The sequence below is a fragment of the Mesorhizobium sp. M1A.T.Ca.IN.004.03.1.1 genome (genome assembly GCF_003997555.1).
Classification (GTDB): Bacteria; Pseudomonadota; Alphaproteobacteria; order Rhizobiales; family Rhizobiaceae; genus Mesorhizobium.
The window spans coordinates 712,308-730,025 of record NZ_RZTV01000003.1 but is presented as its reverse complement, the minus strand read 5'-3'; the positions used below and the strand labels follow the sequence as shown (position 1 = coordinate 730,025).

Sequence of the window (17,718 nt, the reverse complement as noted above, 5' to 3'; positions counted from 1 at the left end):
CGTCTTGCCATGATCGACGTGGCCGATCGTGCCAATGTTCACATGCGGCTTGGTGCGCTCGAATTTACCTTTTGCCATAGTCTCTTTCCTTGGGCGGCCTTGACCTTCAGTTCAGTCGAATGCGGGGCGATTAGCGACAACGGCCGCAAAACACAAGTGCCTTGTGGTTGAGCGTTGTCTCGCTCGAGCCGAACCAATGATCTGATTTCAGGGTATGGCGCGGATATAGGATCGCGACAGGCGAATTCAAATCCGCGCGTCTTGCCTCGGCTAGCTCATCGACAGTTTCGCACGGGTAGACGCCCGATCGGCCGGAACTGGCCCATTGCCGCCCCGATCCGCCTCTGATTTCTTCAGCCAATGCAATTCCTTCCGGCAAATATCCGCGGCCCGCTGTTCATGATCGTCTCGACGGGATCCTACCTCGTCAATGACACGATGATGAAGCTCGCGACCGCAGGGCTGCCGCCTTATGAGGTGCTGCTGCTGCGTGGCGCGGCCGCCACACTGTGGGGCATGCCGCTTCTGCTGATGCTCGGCTATGGCAGGCAGATCCCGCTGCTGTTCGAACGCAAGGTGCTGCGCCGGAACCTTTGCGAGCTGGCGGCGATCCTTTGCTACGTCGTGGCGTTGGCCAACATGCCGATCGCCGATTCGACGGCGCTCGGGCAGATCACGCCGCTCATCGTGCTGGTCGGGTCCTCGCTCCTTTTCGGCGAGAAGATCGGCGCCGTGCGAATGGCGCTGATTAGCCTAGGCTTTGTCGGCGCCGTCATGGTGGCGCAACCGACGATGCAGGGCATTTCCATCTATGCCTTGCTGGCGCTGGGCAACGCGGCCCTGGCCGCGGCGCGCGACCTCGCCGGACGTAAGGTGGGCGCCGAGGTGCCCGGCATGATCGTCGCCATCTCCGCCGTGGTTGTCGTGCTGCTCGGCTCAGGTGTCGCACACCTTGTCTCGGAACAGTGGGTGATGCCGGAGGGCCGTCATCTCCTTTTGCTTGCCGGCGCCGGCCTGTTCCTGATCTTCGGTCACTTCTTCATCTTCATGGCCTATCGCGTCGGACCGACAAGCGCGGTGGCGCCCTTCTACTATTGCTTCACCGTCTGGGCGGTGATTTCCGGCCTTTTGGTGTTCGGGCAGCTCCCCAACGCGCTCGCCGTCTGCGGCATTCTCCTGGTGATCGGCAGCGGCCTCGCCATCGTCTCGCTCGACGAGCGAAGGAGGCGCTTGAGCGTTGTGGCCTGAGGTCGTCCGGACTGAAAAGCTGAACGCTACAGCCCCACCCTTTTCTTCAACGGACGTTTGGTAAGGAATCCGACGAGGTTGCGCAGCGTGCGCGGATAGACCAGGCGGCCGTTGCGAAAAGCGGTCAGATCGCCGGCGACATGCAGCGAGGACGTCTCATCGGGATCGCCTTGGGGGATGCCTCCCCATCGTTCCGGATCGTAGTAGTCGACAAGGAAACCGTAGTCGTAGCGGCAGAAGCGCATCGCCTTTCTGAACGCCGCGGGGGACAGATCCGAGGGACTGACCTTGCCCCGGGCTGCCTGCAGCCGCGGCATAGAGACTGTCTTGCCGCTGACCGTGGACAGGAAGGCGCCGACCTTGTCCATGTCCTCGAATTTGAAGACGTGCTCGAACAGGAACAGGCTGGAACCGATGAAGCGGCGTGGCGAGGCGACGTGAAAGTGGATGTCCCCTGAGCACGCGCAGTATTTTTCGATGTTGAGGATGAAGGTATCGGGATCCGGGTTGGTCGGCAGCCCAAAGCTCTCGAGCAACTCGAGGTTGGGCGAGCGTGACCGTAGGACATCGGTGTCCAATATCCTGCTGGAATAAGCCGAGAGCAGCCGCTCCAGCGGATCACGAACGATCGTGAATTTACCGCTGAGGCCGTCATAGACCGGCTCGAACGGATCGGCCCAATTGGTTGCAATTTGACTGTGGACGTCGTTGTCCGGGTCAAGCAGAGTGGCTTCCTTGCCGCCGAGCGCCATCAGCGCATATTTGACGCTGCTGGTGCCGCTTTTCGGGATTGGATAATAGGTGACCGGAAGGCCTTGAATCTGGACCGCCATCGCCGTTCCGCCCCACGCCATCCAATGCCAATACGCAGCGCGGTCGCGTTCGACGACCAGCGCTCGGCTGACGATCCCACCACGGCGATCGAGCCGTGGTTTCGCCGATCGTTCGACCGTTCTACAGCGTGCGCCTGCCGGAGAACTGGTGATAAGCCCAGAGCACGACGACCGAGCCGATGACGGCGACAATCAGGCTCCAGATGTTGAGGCCGGTGACGCCCGATGCGCCGAAGGCGCTGAAGATCACGCCACCGACGATAGCGCCGACGATGCCGAGCACGATGTCCATGATCAAGCCCTGACCGGTCTTGTTGACGATCTTGCTGCCGATGAAGCCGGCGATCGCGCCGAGAATGATCCAGCTGATGATGCCCATTTCTTCCCTCCAATCCCCTCGCCGCCAATCATTTTCATATGATCGTCAAAAGCTCAAGACAGCTTGAAAATCCCCCCGGTTGAGCCATTCTGGCGCCGGGTGGACTTGGTTGATAGGAGATCCATGATGGGCCTTTTTGACAACGCCGTTCCCGGCGGCAACATCACCAAACCCCTGATGATCGCGCTCGGCGCGCTGCTGGTCGGCAAGATGCTGAGCGGCAGAAGCGAGGAACAGCCGGCCGAAGCTCAGGCCCCCGCCCCAACTCCCGCCGGAACCTCCGCCGATGGCGGCCTGCTCGGCGGACTGGGCGGGCTGCTCGACAGACTGCGAGACGCCGGCCACGGCGGCGTAGCCGATTCCTGGGTCGGCACCGGCCAGAACCGGCCGATCAACGCCAACGATCTCGGCTCGGCGCTGGGGCCGGCGGTGATCCGCGAGATCGTGCAACGGACCGGCATGAACGAGCAGGAGCTGCTGCAGCAATTGTCCACGGCGCTGCCCGGCGTTGTCGACAAGCTGACGCCGAACGGCCAAGTCCCGCCACAACATCAGGTGACATCGGCTTTCAACAGCTAAGCACAAGACAGATCGAACACGCCGCGCGCCACGGGTGCTCGGCGTTCATTTGAGGCATACGACGAAGAAAATCTGGAGCGGGTAGCGGGAATCGAACCCGCATATTCAGCTTGGAAGGCTGCTGCTCTACCACTGAGCTATACCCGCCTGCGCTAGCATCGGAAAACAGTGGCACACTTCCGGTGCTTGTCGTTTCAGGGCTTCCGGGCCGGCAGTGGTGGAGAGGGTTGGATTCGAACCAACGTAGGCTAAGCCAACGGATTTACAGTCCGTCCCCTTTAACCACTCGGGCACCTCTCCAGTCTGCCGCCGGAGCCATGCAACGAGGCATTTCAGCCGACCCGGAGCCCGAGTAAGGATCTTCTCCGAAATCAGCGATGCGCCTTATGGCGGCAAGGCCGGTGGGTGTCAACCGGCGCGGCCAGGGTTTTTCAAGGATGTTCGGCATTCGTCGCCGCAGCCCGTATCCTTAGCCGGCCGGGACGGTTATAGAGGCCGGCATGAGCGACAACAAAAGCAGCAAACCGGGCACCCCGAAGGATACCCACTACGCCAAGCTGAGGCGCGCGCATCGCGACCAGAAGGCGGGCGGCGCGCCGGCATTCCGGCCGCGCCAACCGGTGCCGCCAGGCGAAGGCCCCGCCGACGGACTGGTGCGGCTTTACGGCCTGCACACGGTGCGGGCCGCACTCGACAATCCGCGACGCAAGATCAAAAGAATGCTGGTGACCCGCAACGCCGCCGAGCGTCTGGCGATCGGCGATCTTGCCGCCCTGCCCTTCAAGGCCGAGTTGGTCGAGCCGAAAGATATCGACAAAATCACCGGCTCGGACGCCGTGCATCAGGGCGTGCTGATCGAGGCGGAACCGCTTAAACCCAATCGCCTTGACACGCTCGGCGACACAAAGCTGGTGCTGGTGCTCGACCAGGTCACCGACCCGCACAATGTCGGCGCTATTCTGCGCTCGGCGGTGGCTTTCGGCGCCGGCGCGCTGATCACGACGGCCCGCCACAGCCCGCAAGAATCGGGCGTGCTGGCGAAATCGGCCTCGGGCGCGCTGGAGCACATCGACCAGATCGAGGTGAAAAACCTCGCCGACGCGCTGGGTCAACTGCACGATGCCGGCTTCCAGACGATCGGGCTCGATTCCGAGGGATCGGCGGAGCTGGAAAAGAGCTTCGCCGGAGGAAAAATTGCGCTGGTTATGGGCGCCGAGGGCAAGGGCTTGCGCCAGAAGACGCGCGAGACGGTGACGGCGCTTGCCCGCCTGGACATGCCCGGCGCCATCCGCTCGCTCAACGTGTCCAACGCAGCGGCGGTGAGCCTTTATGCGGCCAGGAAATTCATAGCGAATAGCGAATAGCGAATAGCGAATAGCGAATAGCCGAAACACGGCGGCCCGTCGGCCTGCAAATCCCTATTCGCTACTCCCTATTCGCTATTCGCTTCTAGGCCACTTCGTGGCCCGCCATCCGCTCCAGCGCCCTGACCAGCGCCGAGTGATCCTCCTTCGCCCCACCATTGGCGGCGCAGGACTTGAACAGTTGCTGCGTCGTCGAGGTGTTGGGGAGCGCAACGCCGAGCGCCTTGGCGCCTTCCAGCGCGAGGTTGAGGTCCTTCTGGTGCAGTTCGATGCGGAAACCGGGCGCGAAGGTGCGCTTGATCATGCGCTCGCCATGCACTTCGAGGATGCGCGAGGCGGCGAGACCGCCCATCAGGGCTTGGCGAACCCTTGCAGGATCGGCGCCGGCCTTCGAGGCGAAAACCAGGGCTTCGCCGATCGCCTCGATGGTGAGCGCCACGACGATCTGGTTGGCGACCTTGGTGGTCTGGCCGACGCCGTTCGGCCCGACCAGCGTGATGTTCTTGCCCATCTTCTCGAACACCGGCCTGGCGCGCTCGAACGCCTCTTCCTCGCCGCCAACCATGATGGTAAGCGAGGCTGCCTTGGCGCCGACCTCGCCGCCGGATACCGGCGCGTCGAGATAGTCGCAGCCGAGATCGTTGATCTTCTTGGCGAAGTCCTTGGTGGCGATCGGCGAGATCGAGCTCATGTCGATGACGAGCTTGCCTTTCGACAGAGCTGAAGCGACGCCGTTTTCGCCGAACAGCACATCCGCCACCTGCGGCGTGTCGGGCACCATGGTGATGATGATGCCGGCGGCGCTGGCCACCGCATCATGGCCGGTGACGGTCTTCAGCCCCTTGGCCGCGAGAGCGGCCGGCGGCTTCGAGCGATGGTCGCTGGCGATGACCGGGTAGCCGGCGTCGAGCAGATGCCCCGCCATCGGCGCGCCCATGATGCCGAGGCCAATGAAGCCGATGGTTTCCATTTTGCGGTCTCCTGAAGATCTTTGTCCGAATGGATCGAAGGCTGGCGCCGCCCCTCATCCGCCTGCCGGCACCTTCTCCCCGTGAAGGATGGGGAGACGGGGGACAAGCTCCAGCGCTGGCGACCCCCCTCTCCCCCGTTTTTCACGGGGAGAGGGTAAGGGTGAGGGGCAGCGCCGAGGCTGGTTGAGAAGCGCCTAAGCCGCCGCACTCCCCTGCCCGGCGAACTGCCGGAACCAGCCGAGTCCCACCTCCGTGCCGGCCTTCGGTTTGTATTCGGCGCCGATCCAGCCGGAATAGCCGAGCCGGTCGATATGGTCGTAGAGGAAGGGATAATTGATCTCGCCCGTCCCCGGCTCGTGACGGCCGGGATTGTCCGCAAGCTGGATATGCGCGATGCGGCCAAGGTTTGCCTCGATGGTACGGGCGAGATCCCCCTCCATGATCTGCATGTGATAAATGTCGTATTGCAGGAACAGGTTCTTCGAGCCGATGCGGTCGATCAGCGCCAGCGCCTGATCGGTGTAATTCAGGAAGAAGCCCGGAATGTCGCGAGTGTTGATCGGCTCGATCAGCAGCTTGATGCTGGCCTGCTCCAGCTTTTCGGCCGCGAAAGCGAGATTTTCGGCAAAGACGTTTTCCAAAGTAGTGCGATCGGCACCCTGCGGCGCGATGCCGGCGAGGCAGTTGACCTGCTCGCACCCAACCGCGTGCGCATAAGTGATCGCCTTGGCGACGCCCTGGCGAAATTCAGGCACGCGGTCGGGCAGCACGGCAATGCCGCGCTCGCCCTTTGCCCAGTCGCCGGCCGGCAGGTTGAAGAGAACCTGCGTCAGGCCGTTCTTCTTGAGGCGAGCGGCAACAACGTCCGGCGCATGGTCGTACGGCCCGATATATTCGACGCCCTTGAAGCCGGCGCGGGCAGCGGCATCGAAACGATCTAGGAATTCGTGCTCCCCGAAGAGCATCGAAAGATTGGCTGAAAAACGCGGCATTCTTTTTGCTCCTTCTTTCCGCCGGACCTCAATCGAGCATCACGATCGCCGTCGGCGCATCCTCGTGGCTTTCGGCAAGCTCCTCGAATTCGGTGATCTTGTCGATTTCGGTGCCCATGGAAATGTTGGTGACACGTTCAAGGATGAATTCGAGAACGACCGGGACCTGGTGGTCCTTCATCAGCCGCTCAGCCTCTTTGAAGGCGCCGGCGAACTCTTCCGGCTTGCGCACGCGAACCGCCTTGCAGCCCATCGCCTCGGCGACCGCGACATGGTCGACGCCGTAGCCGGCCTCGGGATCGTTTGCCCGGTTGACGTTCTCGAAGGCGAGGCTCACCTCGTAGTCCATCGAGAAGCCGCGCTGCGCCTGGCGGATCAGCCCGAGATAGGCGTTGTTCACGACGACGTGGATGTAAGGCAGGTTGTGCTGCGCGCCGACCGCCAGCTCCTCGATCATGAACTGGAAGTCGTAGTCGCCGGAGAGCGCGACGATGGCGCGATCGGGATCCGCGGCGCGCACGCCGAGCGCGGCCGGCAGCGTCCAGCCGAGCGGGCCGGCCTGGCCGCAGTTGATCCAGTTGCGCGGCTTGTAGACATGCAGGAATTGCGCGCCGGCGATCTGCGACAGGCCGATCGTGGTCACGTAAGTCGTGTCCCGGGCAAACGCCTTGTTCATCTCCTCGTAGACGCGCTGCGGCTTCAGCGGCACCTGCTCGAAATGCGTCTTGCGCTTCATGGTCTTCTTGCGCTGCTGGCATTCCTTCGCCCAGCCCGACCAGTCGCGCAGCTTGCCGGCCGTGCGCCACTCGGTGGCGACGTCGAGCAGCATCTTCAGCGCCGCGCCCGCATCCGAGACGATGCCGAGATCCGGCGCGAAGACGCGGCCGATCTGAGTGGGCTCGATGTCGACATGGATGAATTTCTTGCCCTTGGTGTAGACGTCGACCGACCCGGTGTGGCGATTGGCCCAGCGGTTGCCGATGCCAAAGACGAAGTCGGCTTCAAGCATTGTCGCGTTGCCGTAACGGTGCGAGGTCTGCAGGCCGCACATGCCGGCCATCAGCCGGTGATCGTCGGGGATCGCGCCCCAGCCCATCAACGTCGGAATGACCGGCACGCCGGTGACTTCGGCGAACTCGATCAGCAAATCGGAAGCATCGGCGTTGATGATGCCGCCGCCGGCGACGATCAGCGGCTTTTGCGCCTGGTTGAGCATTGCCAAAGCCTTTTCGGCCTGGGCGCGCGTCATTGCCGGCCTGAAGGGAACCAGCGGCTCATAGGCCTCGATGTCGAATTCGATCTCGGCAAGCTGCACATCGAGCGGCAGGTCGATCAGCACCGGGCCCGGTCGCGAGGAGCGCATCAGGTGGAACGCCTTCTGCAGCGCCATCGGCACCAGATAGGGTTCCATGACGGTGACGGCCCATTTGGCGACGGGTGCTGCGATCGAAGCGATGTCGACGGCCTGGAAATCCTCCTTGTTGAGGCGAGCGCGCGGCGCCTGCCCGGTGATGCAGAGGATGGGAATGGAATCCGCCGAGGCGGAATACAGCCCGGTGATCATATCGGTGCCGGCCGGACCCGAGGTGCCGATGCAGAGCCCGATATTGCCGGGCTTGGCGCGGGTAAAACCTTCAGCCATGTGCGAGGCGCCCTCGACATGGCGCGCGAGAACGTGGCGGATGGTGCCGCGCGCCTTCAGCGCCGAATAGAGCGGGTTGATCGCCGCGCCCGGCACGCCGAAGGCATTGGTGATGCCTTCCTTTTCTAGAACGAGAACCGCCGCGTCGACAGCGCGCATCCTGGCCATGTTCAGCCTCCACTTCGTTGGTTGGCGTCAGAATGCCAGCGCATTCTCGATTTTTCAATTTTTTCAGAATATTTTTTCATTTCTAGAACACTGCTGTACAGTGCTGAATTCACTGATCTTTTCCTTTTCCAGAAAATCGCCACGGCGGGCCAGTGAAAAACTTTTTCATTGTGCTCCGCACGAAATTGCGGAGAATGCGTGCATGGAAACCACGGAAAAACGCCAACGCGGCCGGCCGCGTGCCTTCAACGGCCCGCAGGAAGCGGCTTCAGTGCAGTCGCTCGACCGCGCGCTGCGCATCCTGGCGATCGTCGCGGACGCCAGCGGCTTGTCCTTGAGCGAGATCGCGGCGCGCAGCGGCATCGCCGCCTCAACGGCCTACCGCATGCTGACGACGCTGGAGAACCACGGCATGGTCGAGTTCGACTCGACCGACCAGCTCTGGTCGATCGGCGTCGAGACCTACCGCATGGGCGCCGCCTTCCTGCGCCGCCGCAAGCTGGTCGACCGCGCCCGCATCGTCATGCAGGAACTGATGGAAAAGACCGGCGAGACCGCCAATCTGGGCGTCGCCGAAGACGATTGCGTGGTTTTCGTAAGTCAGGTCGAGACGCATCAGGCGATCCGGGCCTTCTTCCGGCCGGGCACGCGCAGTTCCTTCCATGCGTCGGGCATAGGCAAGGCGGTGCTGGCGCATCTCGAGCCGGAGCGGGTCGCCGCCATCCTGCGCAAGGCCGGCCTGCAACGCTACACCGACAAGACGCTCTCCGACATCTCGGCGCTGGCTCATGATCTGGCGACCATCAAGCATCGCGGCTGGTCGGTCGACGACGAGGAACGCCATCCCGGCATGCGCTGTGTCGCCGCCGCCATCTTCAACGAGTTCGGCGAGCCGATCGGCGGCGTTTCCGTGTCCGGCCCGACGGTGCGGGTGACGCCCGAGCGCCTGGCCGAGATCGGTCCGCTGGTGCGCGAGGCCGCGGCCGAGGTGACGAAGATGATCGGCGGCGTGAAAGCCTACTGACTGCGACAGCTTTTGTTTGCGCATGACCCCGGCGTCATGCGCCGGGCAGCGCGCTCTTGGCCGCTATGTCGAAGCGGGCCAGACTAAACGTATCGCTGTACACCGTCGGCTGCATAGGCCCTGCCGTCTTGCCGCGGCGTTCGAATGCATGCGAAAGGGCGTGGATGCGGAAAACGGTTCAACTCTTGCTCGCCGCTTCACTTTGCGGATGCGCCGCCACGACACCGGTGCCGGACTCGAACCGGCAGCGCGTCGATTCCATACCGATCTCGCTTGCCCTCGAGGAGATCATTACCGCCGGCGTCCGCCAGCACTTGAAGGATCCAGTCTCGGCGAAGTTCGGGACGATGCTTGCCGGTGAGCGGACGTTGAACGGCCGCCATGAGATCGTGGTTTGCGGCTTTGTCGACGACAAGCGCTCGTCGGGCGGCTCCAGCGACGACAAAGCCTTCGTTGCCAAGGTCTACCCGGATGCTGGAAACAGCTTCGAACTTGTCGCGATGAGCGGTGAATCGCCGAATGCCGGGCTTGCCATTGCCGGCGCCTGCCGCAGCGCGGGATTGGCGATCGAGGCCAAGACCTCCTAGCCACCAAACGAAAAAGGGGCCGCGAAGCCCCCTTTCCGGTTGCCGAGACGGTGGCTCTCCTCTGTTTACGCAATTCCGGACGGAAAACCGCTATGCGCTTTTCCTGGAATTGCTCTCAGAGGCGGCAGTAATGCGGATAGCCGTCATAGCCGATGTAGGTGTTCGAGCCCGGATCGTAGCTGGCATAGCGGGCCATGCAGCGGCGAACATGCCAGGAACCGTGGTAGCCATCCTCGACATAGACCGTCCGCGGCTGCTGAGCGAGCAGGTTGCCCAGGACGAAGCCGCCAACGCCGGCGGCGATGCCGATGCCGAGCTCGCGGCGGTGATGATGGTCGTGAGCGGCCGAAGGCTGGACGGTGCCGGCCAGCGTGCCGGCGGCGACAGAGGTGGCGATAAGGGTCGAAACGAGCGTGCGCTTGAACATGATGATCTCCTTGGTTCCTGACCGAGGCGATCCATCCGCCTCTTGATCATCTGTCGTTGCAGCGCGGAAAAGGTTCGAAGTTTTTTTCTGATTTTTTTGAGCGCCCGGAAGCGGCTCAAATCTTTCGGGACTGCTCCTATCTCTGATCGAGGCGACCATTCGCCTCTGGTGATCAGTTGTCACCATTAACCATTCACTCCCCTTCACCCCATTCCCGTCACGTGCCGCAGCCAGAAGGCCAGCACGATGAAGCCGATGATCGTGGTGACGCCCGTCCAGTCGATGTTGGCCTTCTTCAGATCGCTGACGGCCTTCATCAGGAGAAGCCAAGTCACGACGATGAGCGGTAGGATGATGACGAATCTGATCATGCGACACCCCGTTCGACGCGATTGCACCCGACAGAGATGTAGGAAGCGGCGCGCCTCTTTTCAGCATGCCGGCTAAGCCAAGCGGTCCATTAGCAACCCAAAACGGAGTTTTGTCTTTACTGGCGCACGAAATGTGCTACCGGAGCGCCGTGCCCTTGTAGCTCAGCTGGTAGAGCAGCGGTTTTGTAAACCGAAGGTCGCGGGTTCGATCCCTGCCGGGGGCACCATCCTTCGCTCTGCCAGCTTTCGAAGCATCACTATATTCTGGCAATGCGCTATTTCCGGCAGGTGCTGCCATGTCGCGAACTCTGATCGTCATTGGCCTCAGCATAGTTGCCGCTGGCCTGCTGTGGCCATGGGTGACCAGGATCGGCCTCGGCAGGTTGCCCGGTGATATCGTGATCGAGCGCGAGAATTTCAGGCTCTACTTTCCCATCACCACGGGAATTCTGATCAGTGTCGTTCTCTCGACCATTCTGTGGCTGATCAACCGTCACTGAGTAGTTCGGCCGCAGCGCTTTGCTGAAAGCCCTCTACCCGCTCGCTCTTGATCTTCTATACGCCGATCGCAGCCACCAAGATCCGGTTCTGCCGCTTTATCGCCGCGCGCAGCTCCGGGATTTTCGCCTCGTCGCGCTTCACGAACTCGATGAACATCATGTTCATGTTGTTGAAGATCAACTCGCCCACCGCTGGGCCGTCGATGTCTGACCGCACCAGGCCGATCTCCTGCAGGCGGGCGATCAGCGCCCGGATCTGTTCGGTCAAGGCGCGGTCGAGCGCGGTATAGGCCTGGCCGAAAGGGCTGTCGGGCAATTGGGTCGAGATTGCCATCGCCTGCCGCCACATCTCCTTGCTCAGGTAATTGAGCGAGTGCTCGATATAGATGCCGATCAGCCTGTCGAGCGCGTCGCCGACATCGGCCGGCGGGCTGCCGACCACGCCTTGCCCGGCATTCAGCACCTCGTTGACCTCCATAGCGACGATGGCGCCGAGGATGTCACCCTTATTCTGGTAGTAATTGTAGATCGTGCCGATCGAGACCTCTGCCTGCGCAGCTATGGCCTCGATCTTGGCGCCTTCATAGCCGGCCTCACGGAAAAGCTCCGTCGCCGCATCGATGATGCGGCGGTGCCTGTCCGCCTTCTGCCGTGCGCGCAATCCGCTCATATCGGCCTCTCTGCCACAAAATCATAATTGACTCAATTTTAGAATTGGTTCAACTTTTCTTCAACAAGCCAGCAAGGCAGGGAGAACACTCGATGACCGTCAATGTCCGGAATCCGCTTTCCAGCCTGAAGTTCCGTCTCGGAGCCGCCTGCGCTGCTGTGGCGCTGCTCGCCGCGGGCGGCGGTCAGGCCGCCGATCTCAACGCGCTGATCTGGTGCGACCACTCCGATCCGGCGCTGCTGCAGCCCTTCGAGGAGGCCAACAACGTCAAGGTCAACGTCAAGGAATTCGAGGGCACAGGCGCAGGGCTCGCGATCGTCGATCAGTCGCAGCCGGGCGATTGGGACGTGATGGTGATCGATTCCATCGACGTACCGCGCGGTGTCGAGAAAGGCCTGTTCGAGCCGCTGCCGGAGGTCAAGCTGCCTTTCGCCGACCTCTTTCCGGAAGTGAAGATGGACAAGTCGACCGTAGTCGACGGCAAGCGCTACGGCATCACCGAAAAGTTCGGCTACAACACGATCGGCTTCAACAAGACCAAGGTCGATCCGGCCGACATGCAGTCGCTGGCTTCGCTGACCAGCGACAAATACAAGGGCAAGATCGCGATCTACGACTATTACCTGCCGGTCATCGGCATGGCGGCTCTGGCCATCGGCAAGAAGACGGCCGACCTCACCGAGGCAGACCTGCCCGCTCTTAAGGCCGAGCTGCTCAAGATGAAGGCCAACGCCAAGCTGGTCGGCGAAGTCACCGCCAGCCAGACCGCGCTTGCGACCGGCGAAGTGGACGTCCTTGTCGGCGGCGGCGAGTGGGTGACGGCGGGGCTCGCCAAGGAAAACCCGGCGCTCGACTTCTCGATCCCCAAGGAAGGCGCGGTGCTGTGGTCGCAGTCGCTCGCCATGTTCAAGGATTCCAAGAACAAGGACATGGCGCTAAAATTCATTCAGTACATTCTGAGCCCGGAAGGCCAGGCGCGCCTTGCCACCTCCTCCTGCTACTGGGGCATGCCGTCCAACAAGAAGGCAGCGCTCACCGACGAGCAGAAGAAGATCCTGCGCTTCGACGAGCAGCCCGGCTTTCTCGCCCGCGCCCAGGCCTATCCGGCGCCGAACGCCGATCTCGACAAGAAGATGCAGGACATGTGGACCGAAATGCTGCAGGCACAGTAATCGGCCGATGAGCGGTTCCGGAGGTAGCCCGCGTGCCCTGCCCTGGGCGCTGGTCACGCCGGCGCTGGCTTGGACGCTTCTGTTCTTCGTGCTGCCCTTCGTCGCCATGGGATTGTCGAGCCTGACGGCGCATGAAGGCGGCGGCTTCACTTTGGCCAATTACAGCCAGTTCTTCACCGATCCATCCTACTGGCGGGCGATGGTGAACTCGCTGGAGGTGACCGCAATCGTCACCGTGATTTCGATCGTGCTCGCCTATCCATTCGCCTGGATCCTTGCCGAAAAAGTGCCGGAGCGCTGGCAGCGATTGGCACTGATGCTCGCCGTGCTGCCGTTCTGGACGTCTTACGTCGTGCGCTCCTATTCCTGGCTGCTCGTGCTGGCGCAGAACGGCGTCATCAATCGGGCGCTCACCGGCATCGGCTTGGTCGCGGAGCCGCTGCAGCTTGCGAACACTCGGTTCGCTACCGTCACCGGCTTCATCCACTTCTTCGTCATGCTGCTGACGCTCACCATCTTCGCCAATCTGAAACAACTCAGCCCGAGCTATCGCAAGGCGGCCGCCGACCTCGGTGCCGGGCCGGTGCGGACCTTCCTGCATGTCGTGCTGCCGCTGACCCTGCCCGGTATCATGGTCGGGGCTTTCCTCACCTTCGTACTCTGCATCGGCGACTACATCACGCCGCAGATCCTCGGCGGCAACAACGAGCTGGTCATGCCGCAGCTGGTCATGATGCAGATCGGCCGGCGCGGCGATTTTCCGCTGGCCTCGGCGCTTTCGATCATCCTGATGGCCGTCGTCACCGTCGCCTATCTCGCCTGCGCCCGCTGGCTGAAGATCGAGCGGGCTTGACCATGCGTGCTGCCGTCCGCCTCGCCGCCTGGCTCTACGCGATCGCCGTCTACGGCTTCATCTTCCTGCCGGTGGTCGTGCTGATACTGTTCTCGCTGCAGGCGACCTCTTTCCCCATCCCGCCTTTCACCGGCCCGTCGCTGCGCTGGTACCAGGCGGTGCTGTCCGATGCACGCCTCACCTCCGCGCTGGTCAATTCGCTGCTGGTGGCGGTGCTGTCCTCGCTCGCATCCGTCACGCTCGGCTTCCTTTCCGCCTGGGGTTTCGCGCGCTTCGTGCTGCCGGGCTCGGCCCTGCTGCGCGGGCTGATCACGCTGCCGCTCACCGTCAGCTATCTGATCATCGGCATGGGGCTGCTGGTGCTGTTCAACTGGGCCGGCGTGCCGAAATCGCTCATCGCCGCCGGCATCGGTCATGTGGTGATCAACCTGCCGCTCTGCTTCGCCATCATCTACAGCCAGATGGGCGACCACCAGATCAACATCGAGCGCGCCGCGCGCGACCTCGGCGCTCCCGAATGGAAGGTGCTGCTGATGATCACGGTGCCGGTCATGGCGCCGGCGATCTTCGCCGGCTTCTTCCTGTCGATGACCTTCTCCTGGGACGAGTTCGTCATCTCCTTCCTGCTCACCCGATTCGAGACGACGCTCCCGGTCGAGATCTGGAACCTCTTGCGCTCCGGCCTCAATCCCAAGACCAATGCCGTCGGTTCGCTGGTCTTTGCGGTTTCCATTGTGCTCGTGGTGCTGTTCGAATTGACCCTGCTGCGGAGAAAGCCGGCATGAGCGCCCCATTGGTCGACATCCGCAACGTCTCGCATCGTTTCGGCCTCCTCGCCGTTTTGAAGAACGTCTCGCTCGCGATCGAGCCCGGCAGCTACACGATCCTCCTCGGCCCGTCCGGCTCCGGCAAGACGACGCTGCTTTCGATCCTTGGCGGCTTCGTCACCCCCAGCGAAGGCGAGGTGTTCATCCGCGGCGCGGATTGCACCGCCGTGCCGCCGGCCAAGCGCCCGACGACGACCGTCTTCCAGGACTACGCGCTGTTCCCGCATATGAGCGTCGGTAAGAATGTCGGCTTCGGGCTGCGCATGCAGGGCGTCGATGGCGCGACGCGGACGGCAAAGGCACGCGAAGCGCTCGCCCTCGTCGGGCTTGCAGACTCCTTCGACAAGAAGCCGCACCAGCTCTCCGGTGGCCAGCGCCAGCGCGTTGCGCTGGCGCGCGCGCTGGTCATCGAGCCGGCGGTGCTGTTGCTCGACGAGCCGCTCGGCGCGCTGGATCTTAAGCTGCGCCGGCAGATGCAGGACGAGTTGAAAGCGATCCAGAAGCGGGTCGGCACCGCTTTCGTCCATGTCACGCACGACCAGGAAGAAGCGATGGCGCTGGCCGACCATTGCGTGGTGATGAATGACGGGCGCATCGAGGACGAAGGCGCGCCCGAGCGGGTCTATGCGCGGCCGAAGACTCGCTTCTCGGCGACCTTCATGGGCGAAAGCACGATTCTCGCAGGCAAAGCCGGCGAAACGCAGGATGGACGCGTCGAAGTCGCGACCAGGCTCGGGCCGATCTCGCTGCCCGGCACTGCGCCGGGTGGCGCGGCTGTGGCGCTTGCCATCCGGCCCGAGCACCTCATCCTTGCGGGAGCGAAAGGCGACGTCGCGCTCGGCACCGCCAAAGTGAGCGACGTCGTTTTCCAAGGGAGCTTCAAGCGGGTGCTCGCCACCTCGGCGCAGGATCCTGCATTGCAGTTCATCGCCAAGGCACCAGCTCCCGCGACCGTCCAGGCCGGCGACACGGTCGCGGTTTCATGCAATGCTCAAGACATCATCCTGCTGGCGGACTGATCCAATGAGCATGCTTCCGGTCATCGAGGCTCCGGACTGGTACGAGGCCATCCGCATGGGCGACGACGTCACGCTCATCCATGAGCCATGGATAAAGCCGTTCTTCCGCTGCAACATCTGGCATGTGCGCGGCCGCGACCGCGATCTTTTGTTCGATACCGGCCTCGGCCATGTCAGCCTGCGGCGCCATGTGCCGCTGGTCACCGAACGCAAGCTTGTCTGCGTCGCCAGCCACACGCATTTCGACCACATCGGCTGCCACCACGAATTTCCGGATCGCTGCGTGCATTCGGCTGAAGCCAAAATCCTCGCGGATCCGCGCAACGAGTGGACGGTCGCCGACCGCTACGCGACAGACGAGATGTTCGACGGCATGCCCGACGGATGGGATACGGCCAGCTACCGCATCTCGCCTGCGCCGGCCAACCGGCTGCTTGAGCAGGGCGACGTTGTCGATCTCGGCGATCGTGCCTTCGAGGTCATCCACACGCCTGGCCACTCACCCGGCGGCATCGCGCTCTACGAGCGAAAGACCCGCATCCTCTTGTCCGGCGACATCGTCTATGACGGGCCGCTGATCGACGACGTCTACCACTCCGATATCGGCGACTATGTCGAGACGCTGCTTGCCATGCGCGACCTCGACGTCTCGGTCGTGCATGGCGGCCATTTCCCGAGCTTCGGCAAGGTGCGCTACCGCCAGGTGATCGACGAGTATCTCGCGCAGAAGCGGCAGGCGGGCTGTCACCTGCTGCAGAACCGCTAGCGCTTTAAAGCGCCCTTTGCGGACAGGGCATCCCGGCGGCGTCGCCGCAGCGGGAGGCCGTCGGATGCGGCCGCTGGCTCATCTCCTCCGAGTGGCGCACAAGCTCGGCGAACATGAGGGCGAAACTTCCCATCATCAGGAAGACTATGATCAGACGCGTCACCGGCAATAGACAGGTCTCTCGACTGGCCAGCCCCCGCCAACCCATCCACTGCCGGCTAACATGATCGATCCGGCTTTACGAGTGTTTAAGCCTGGTCTTAACCATTACAGCCATCACATTCGTTGCATGGCTGTCACGAAGCGCGAGCGCCAACGCCTATCCGCATGGCGGGGCGCACCGCCCTTTGCAGATGCGGTCGGCGCATGCTACGCCGTCGCCTGCGCGACCGGCAGGCGGTAGCGGTCGCCGTTCGGGATCCATGAGCAAAGAAACCAGCCGTTTCGCCTTCGTCTCTTCCGACACCGACGACGCCCGCGCGGCGCTGGAAACCTTGTCGGCGCGCTATGGGCAAATACCTGTCGCCGAGGCGGAGATCATCATCGCGCTCGGCGGTGACGGCTTCCTGCTGCAGACGCTGCGCGACACGATGAGCACGGGCAAGAAGGTCTACGGGATGAACCGTGGCACCATCGGCTTCCTGATGAACGAATATCGCGCCGGCGGTCTCGATGAACGCATTTCGAAAGCGGTATCCGAGACGATCCGCCCACTCGAAATGCAGGCGGTGACTCACGAGGGCGAAACGATCTCGGCGCTGGCGATCAACGAAGTGGCGCTTTGGCGCCAATCCTATCAGACCGCGAAAATACGCATCACCGTCGACGAGCAGGTGCGGCTGGAGGAATTGAACTGCGACGGCGTCATGATCGCGACACCCGCTGGTTCGACAGCCTACAATCTGTCGGCGCACGGGCCGATCCTACCGCTCGACGCGCCGCTTTTGGCGCTGACGCCGGTCAGCCCCTTCCGGCCCCGGCGCTGGCGCGGCGCGCTGCTCTCCAACAAAGCGATCGTGCGCTTCGACATATTGGAGTCGGAAAAGCGCCCGGTGAACGCCGCCGCCGACCACACCGAGGTCAAGGCGATCGCCTCTGTCACGGTGCGGGAATCGCCGACCGCGACGGCGACGTTGCTGTTCGATCCCAATCATTCATGGAACGAGCGTATTCTTGCCGAGCAATTCCGCTATTGAGCCGGTAGAAGACAATAACCCCGATTAAGCATCGCAATTAAGGTTACGTGTTCACAATCCGCCGGATTCCCGGCCGTTTCTGTTGACAAATCGCGGACTTGCGCCTAACTGCAACCCGATCTTGCAGGCG

General features: G+C 62.7%; 20 protein-coding genes, 3 tRNA genes and 1 pseudogene. 13 read left to right on the top strand and 11 right to left on the bottom strand.

The features are described 5' to 3' along the window. Positions 1–78: pseudogene (locus EOD29_RS13920) on the bottom strand (elongation factor Tu); the annotation flags it as partial. Positions 79–360: 282 nt separating this feature from the next. Between EOD29_RS13920 and EOD29_RS13915 the strand changes: the two are divergent. Next, positions 361–1,248, top strand: a complete 888-nt coding sequence (locus tag EOD29_RS13915; RefSeq protein ID WP_127246977.1) for a DMT family transporter — start codon at positions 361–363, stop codon at positions 1,246–1,248. A 26-nt stretch (positions 1,249–1,274) separates the two neighbouring features. On the opposite strand, the gene EOD29_RS13910 is transcribed toward EOD29_RS13915, so the two are convergent. Together EOD29_RS13910 and EOD29_RS13905 are read right to left on the bottom strand one after the other, a co-directional pair. Then, the gene (locus tag EOD29_RS13910; RefSeq protein ID WP_164763756.1) at positions 1,275–2,081 is read right to left on the bottom strand and encodes a sulfotransferase family 2 domain-containing protein; all 807 of its coding nucleotides are present in this window, start codon (positions 2,079–2,081) and stop codon (positions 1,275–1,277) included. A gap of 121 nt (positions 2,082–2,202) precedes the next feature. Beyond that, complete coding sequence (locus EOD29_RS13905; RefSeq protein WP_066989559.1) at positions 2,203–2,460, bottom strand: GlsB/YeaQ/YmgE family stress response membrane protein; 258 nt, start codon at positions 2,458–2,460, stop codon at positions 2,203–2,205. 126 nt (positions 2,461–2,586) lie between these two features. Here EOD29_RS13905 and EOD29_RS13900 point away from each other — a divergent pair, with 126 nt between their 5' ends. Continuing rightward, the gene (locus EOD29_RS13900) at positions 2,587–3,039 is read left to right on the top strand and encodes a YidB family protein (RefSeq protein ID WP_127246975.1); all 453 of its coding nucleotides are present in this window, start codon (positions 2,587–2,589) and stop codon (positions 3,037–3,039) included. Positions 3,040–3,112: 73 nt separating this feature from the next. Here the strand turns inward: EOD29_RS13900 and EOD29_RS13895 are convergent. Then, a tRNA-Gly gene (locus tag EOD29_RS13895) sits at positions 3,113–3,186 on the bottom strand. 68 nt (positions 3,187–3,254) lie between these two features. Continuing rightward, a tRNA-Tyr gene (locus EOD29_RS13890) sits at positions 3,255–3,339 on the bottom strand. A gap of 200 nt (positions 3,340–3,539) precedes the next feature. Between EOD29_RS13890 and EOD29_RS13885 the strand changes: the two genes are divergently transcribed. Then, positions 3,540–4,403, top strand: coding sequence for an RNA methyltransferase (locus EOD29_RS13885; RefSeq protein WP_127246974.1), 864 nt, complete (start codon positions 3,540–3,542; stop codon positions 4,401–4,403). 85 nt (positions 4,404–4,488) lie between these two features. Here the strand turns inward: EOD29_RS13885 and EOD29_RS13880 are convergent, their stop codons facing one another. The 3 genes from EOD29_RS13880 to gcl all read right to left on the bottom strand — a co-directional run bounded on the left by EOD29_RS13880 (position 4,489) and on the right by gcl (position 8,176). Then, complete coding sequence (locus tag EOD29_RS13880; RefSeq protein WP_127246973.1) at positions 4,489–5,373, bottom strand: 2-hydroxy-3-oxopropionate reductase; 885 nt, start codon at positions 5,371–5,373, stop codon at positions 4,489–4,491. A 195-nt stretch (positions 5,374–5,568) separates the two neighbouring features. Next, entirely contained in the window at positions 5,569–6,366 is a 798-nt protein-coding gene (otnI, locus tag EOD29_RS13875) for a 2-oxo-tetronate isomerase (RefSeq protein WP_095801328.1), read from the bottom strand. A 28-nt stretch (positions 6,367–6,394) separates the two neighbouring features. Beyond that, the gene (gene gcl / locus EOD29_RS13870) at positions 6,395–8,176 is read right to left on the bottom strand and encodes a glyoxylate carboligase (protein WP_095801327.1); all 1,782 of its coding nucleotides are present in this window, start codon (positions 8,174–8,176) and stop codon (positions 6,395–6,397) included. 202 nt (positions 8,177–8,378) lie between these two features. Here gcl and bhcR point away from each other — a divergent pair, with 202 nt between their 5' ends. Together bhcR and EOD29_RS13860 are read left to right on the top strand one after the other, a co-directional pair. Further along, entirely contained in the window at positions 8,379–9,200 is an 822-nt protein-coding gene (gene bhcR / locus EOD29_RS13865; RefSeq protein WP_066989549.1) for an HTH-type transcriptional regulator BhcR, read from the top strand. Between the two features lie 164 nt (positions 9,201–9,364). Beyond that, complete coding sequence (locus EOD29_RS13860; RefSeq protein ID WP_127246972.1) at positions 9,365–9,787, top strand: hypothetical protein; 423 nt, start codon at positions 9,365–9,367, stop codon at positions 9,785–9,787. A 115-nt stretch (positions 9,788–9,902) separates the two neighbouring features. Here the strand turns inward: EOD29_RS13860 and EOD29_RS13855 are convergent, their stop codons facing one another. Together EOD29_RS13855 and EOD29_RS13850 are read right to left on the bottom strand one after the other, a co-directional pair. Then, positions 9,903–10,214: a BA14K family protein gene (locus EOD29_RS13855; RefSeq protein ID WP_066989901.1), complete on the bottom strand. Its 312-nt coding sequence runs from the start codon at positions 10,212–10,214 to the stop codon at positions 9,903–9,905. Positions 10,215–10,417: 203 nt separating this feature from the next. Then, complete coding sequence (locus EOD29_RS13850) at positions 10,418–10,585, bottom strand: hypothetical protein (protein WP_082953745.1); 168 nt, start codon at positions 10,583–10,585, stop codon at positions 10,418–10,420. A 151-nt stretch (positions 10,586–10,736) separates the two neighbouring features. Here EOD29_RS13850 and EOD29_RS13845 point away from each other — a divergent pair. Together EOD29_RS13845 and EOD29_RS13840 are read left to right on the top strand one after the other, a co-directional pair. Then, a tRNA-Thr gene (locus EOD29_RS13845) sits at positions 10,737–10,812 on the top strand. Between the two features lie 69 nt (positions 10,813–10,881). Continuing rightward, on the top strand, positions 10,882–11,085 hold the full coding sequence (locus EOD29_RS13840; protein WP_095828506.1) for a DUF2905 domain-containing protein: 204 nt from the start codon (positions 10,882–10,884) through the stop codon (positions 11,083–11,085). Positions 11,086–11,140: 55 nt separating this feature from the next. Here EOD29_RS13840 and EOD29_RS13835 read toward each other — a convergent pair whose 3' ends face one another. Continuing rightward, complete coding sequence (locus tag EOD29_RS13835; protein ID WP_095801323.1) at positions 11,141–11,755, bottom strand: TetR/AcrR family transcriptional regulator; 615 nt, start codon at positions 11,753–11,755, stop codon at positions 11,141–11,143. A gap of 92 nt (positions 11,756–11,847) precedes the next feature. Here EOD29_RS13835 and EOD29_RS13830 point away from each other — a divergent pair, with 92 nt between their 5' ends. From EOD29_RS13830 to EOD29_RS13800, 6 genes are all read left to right on the top strand, one after another. Next, positions 11,848–12,927, top strand: coding sequence for a spermidine/putrescine ABC transporter substrate-binding protein (locus tag EOD29_RS13830; protein ID WP_127246971.1), 1,080 nt, complete (start codon positions 11,848–11,850; stop codon positions 12,925–12,927). A gap of 7 nt (positions 12,928–12,934) precedes the next feature. After that, positions 12,935–13,780, top strand: coding sequence for an ABC transporter permease (locus tag EOD29_RS13825; RefSeq protein ID WP_127246970.1), 846 nt, complete (start codon positions 12,935–12,937; stop codon positions 13,778–13,780). 2 nt (positions 13,781–13,782) lie between these two features. Continuing rightward, the gene (locus tag EOD29_RS13820; protein ID WP_095783289.1) at positions 13,783–14,565 is read left to right on the top strand and encodes an ABC transporter permease; all 783 of its coding nucleotides are present in this window, start codon (positions 13,783–13,785) and stop codon (positions 14,563–14,565) included. Then, positions 14,562–15,626: an ABC transporter ATP-binding protein gene (locus EOD29_RS13815; RefSeq protein ID WP_127246969.1), complete on the top strand. Its 1,065-nt coding sequence runs from the start codon at positions 14,562–14,564 to the stop codon at positions 15,624–15,626. The genes EOD29_RS13820 and EOD29_RS13815 overlap by 4 nt, the downstream gene beginning before the upstream one ends. A gap of 4 nt (positions 15,627–15,630) precedes the next feature. Then, the gene (locus EOD29_RS13810; protein WP_127246968.1) at positions 15,631–16,392 is read left to right on the top strand and encodes an MBL fold metallo-hydrolase; all 762 of its coding nucleotides are present in this window, start codon (positions 15,631–15,633) and stop codon (positions 16,390–16,392) included. A 422-nt stretch (positions 16,393–16,814) separates the two neighbouring features. After that, the gene (locus EOD29_RS13800; RefSeq protein WP_067321550.1) at positions 16,815–17,588 is read left to right on the top strand and encodes an NAD kinase; all 774 of its coding nucleotides are present in this window, start codon (positions 16,815–16,817) and stop codon (positions 17,586–17,588) included. The last annotated feature ends 130 nt before the right edge of the window (positions 17,589–17,718 follow it).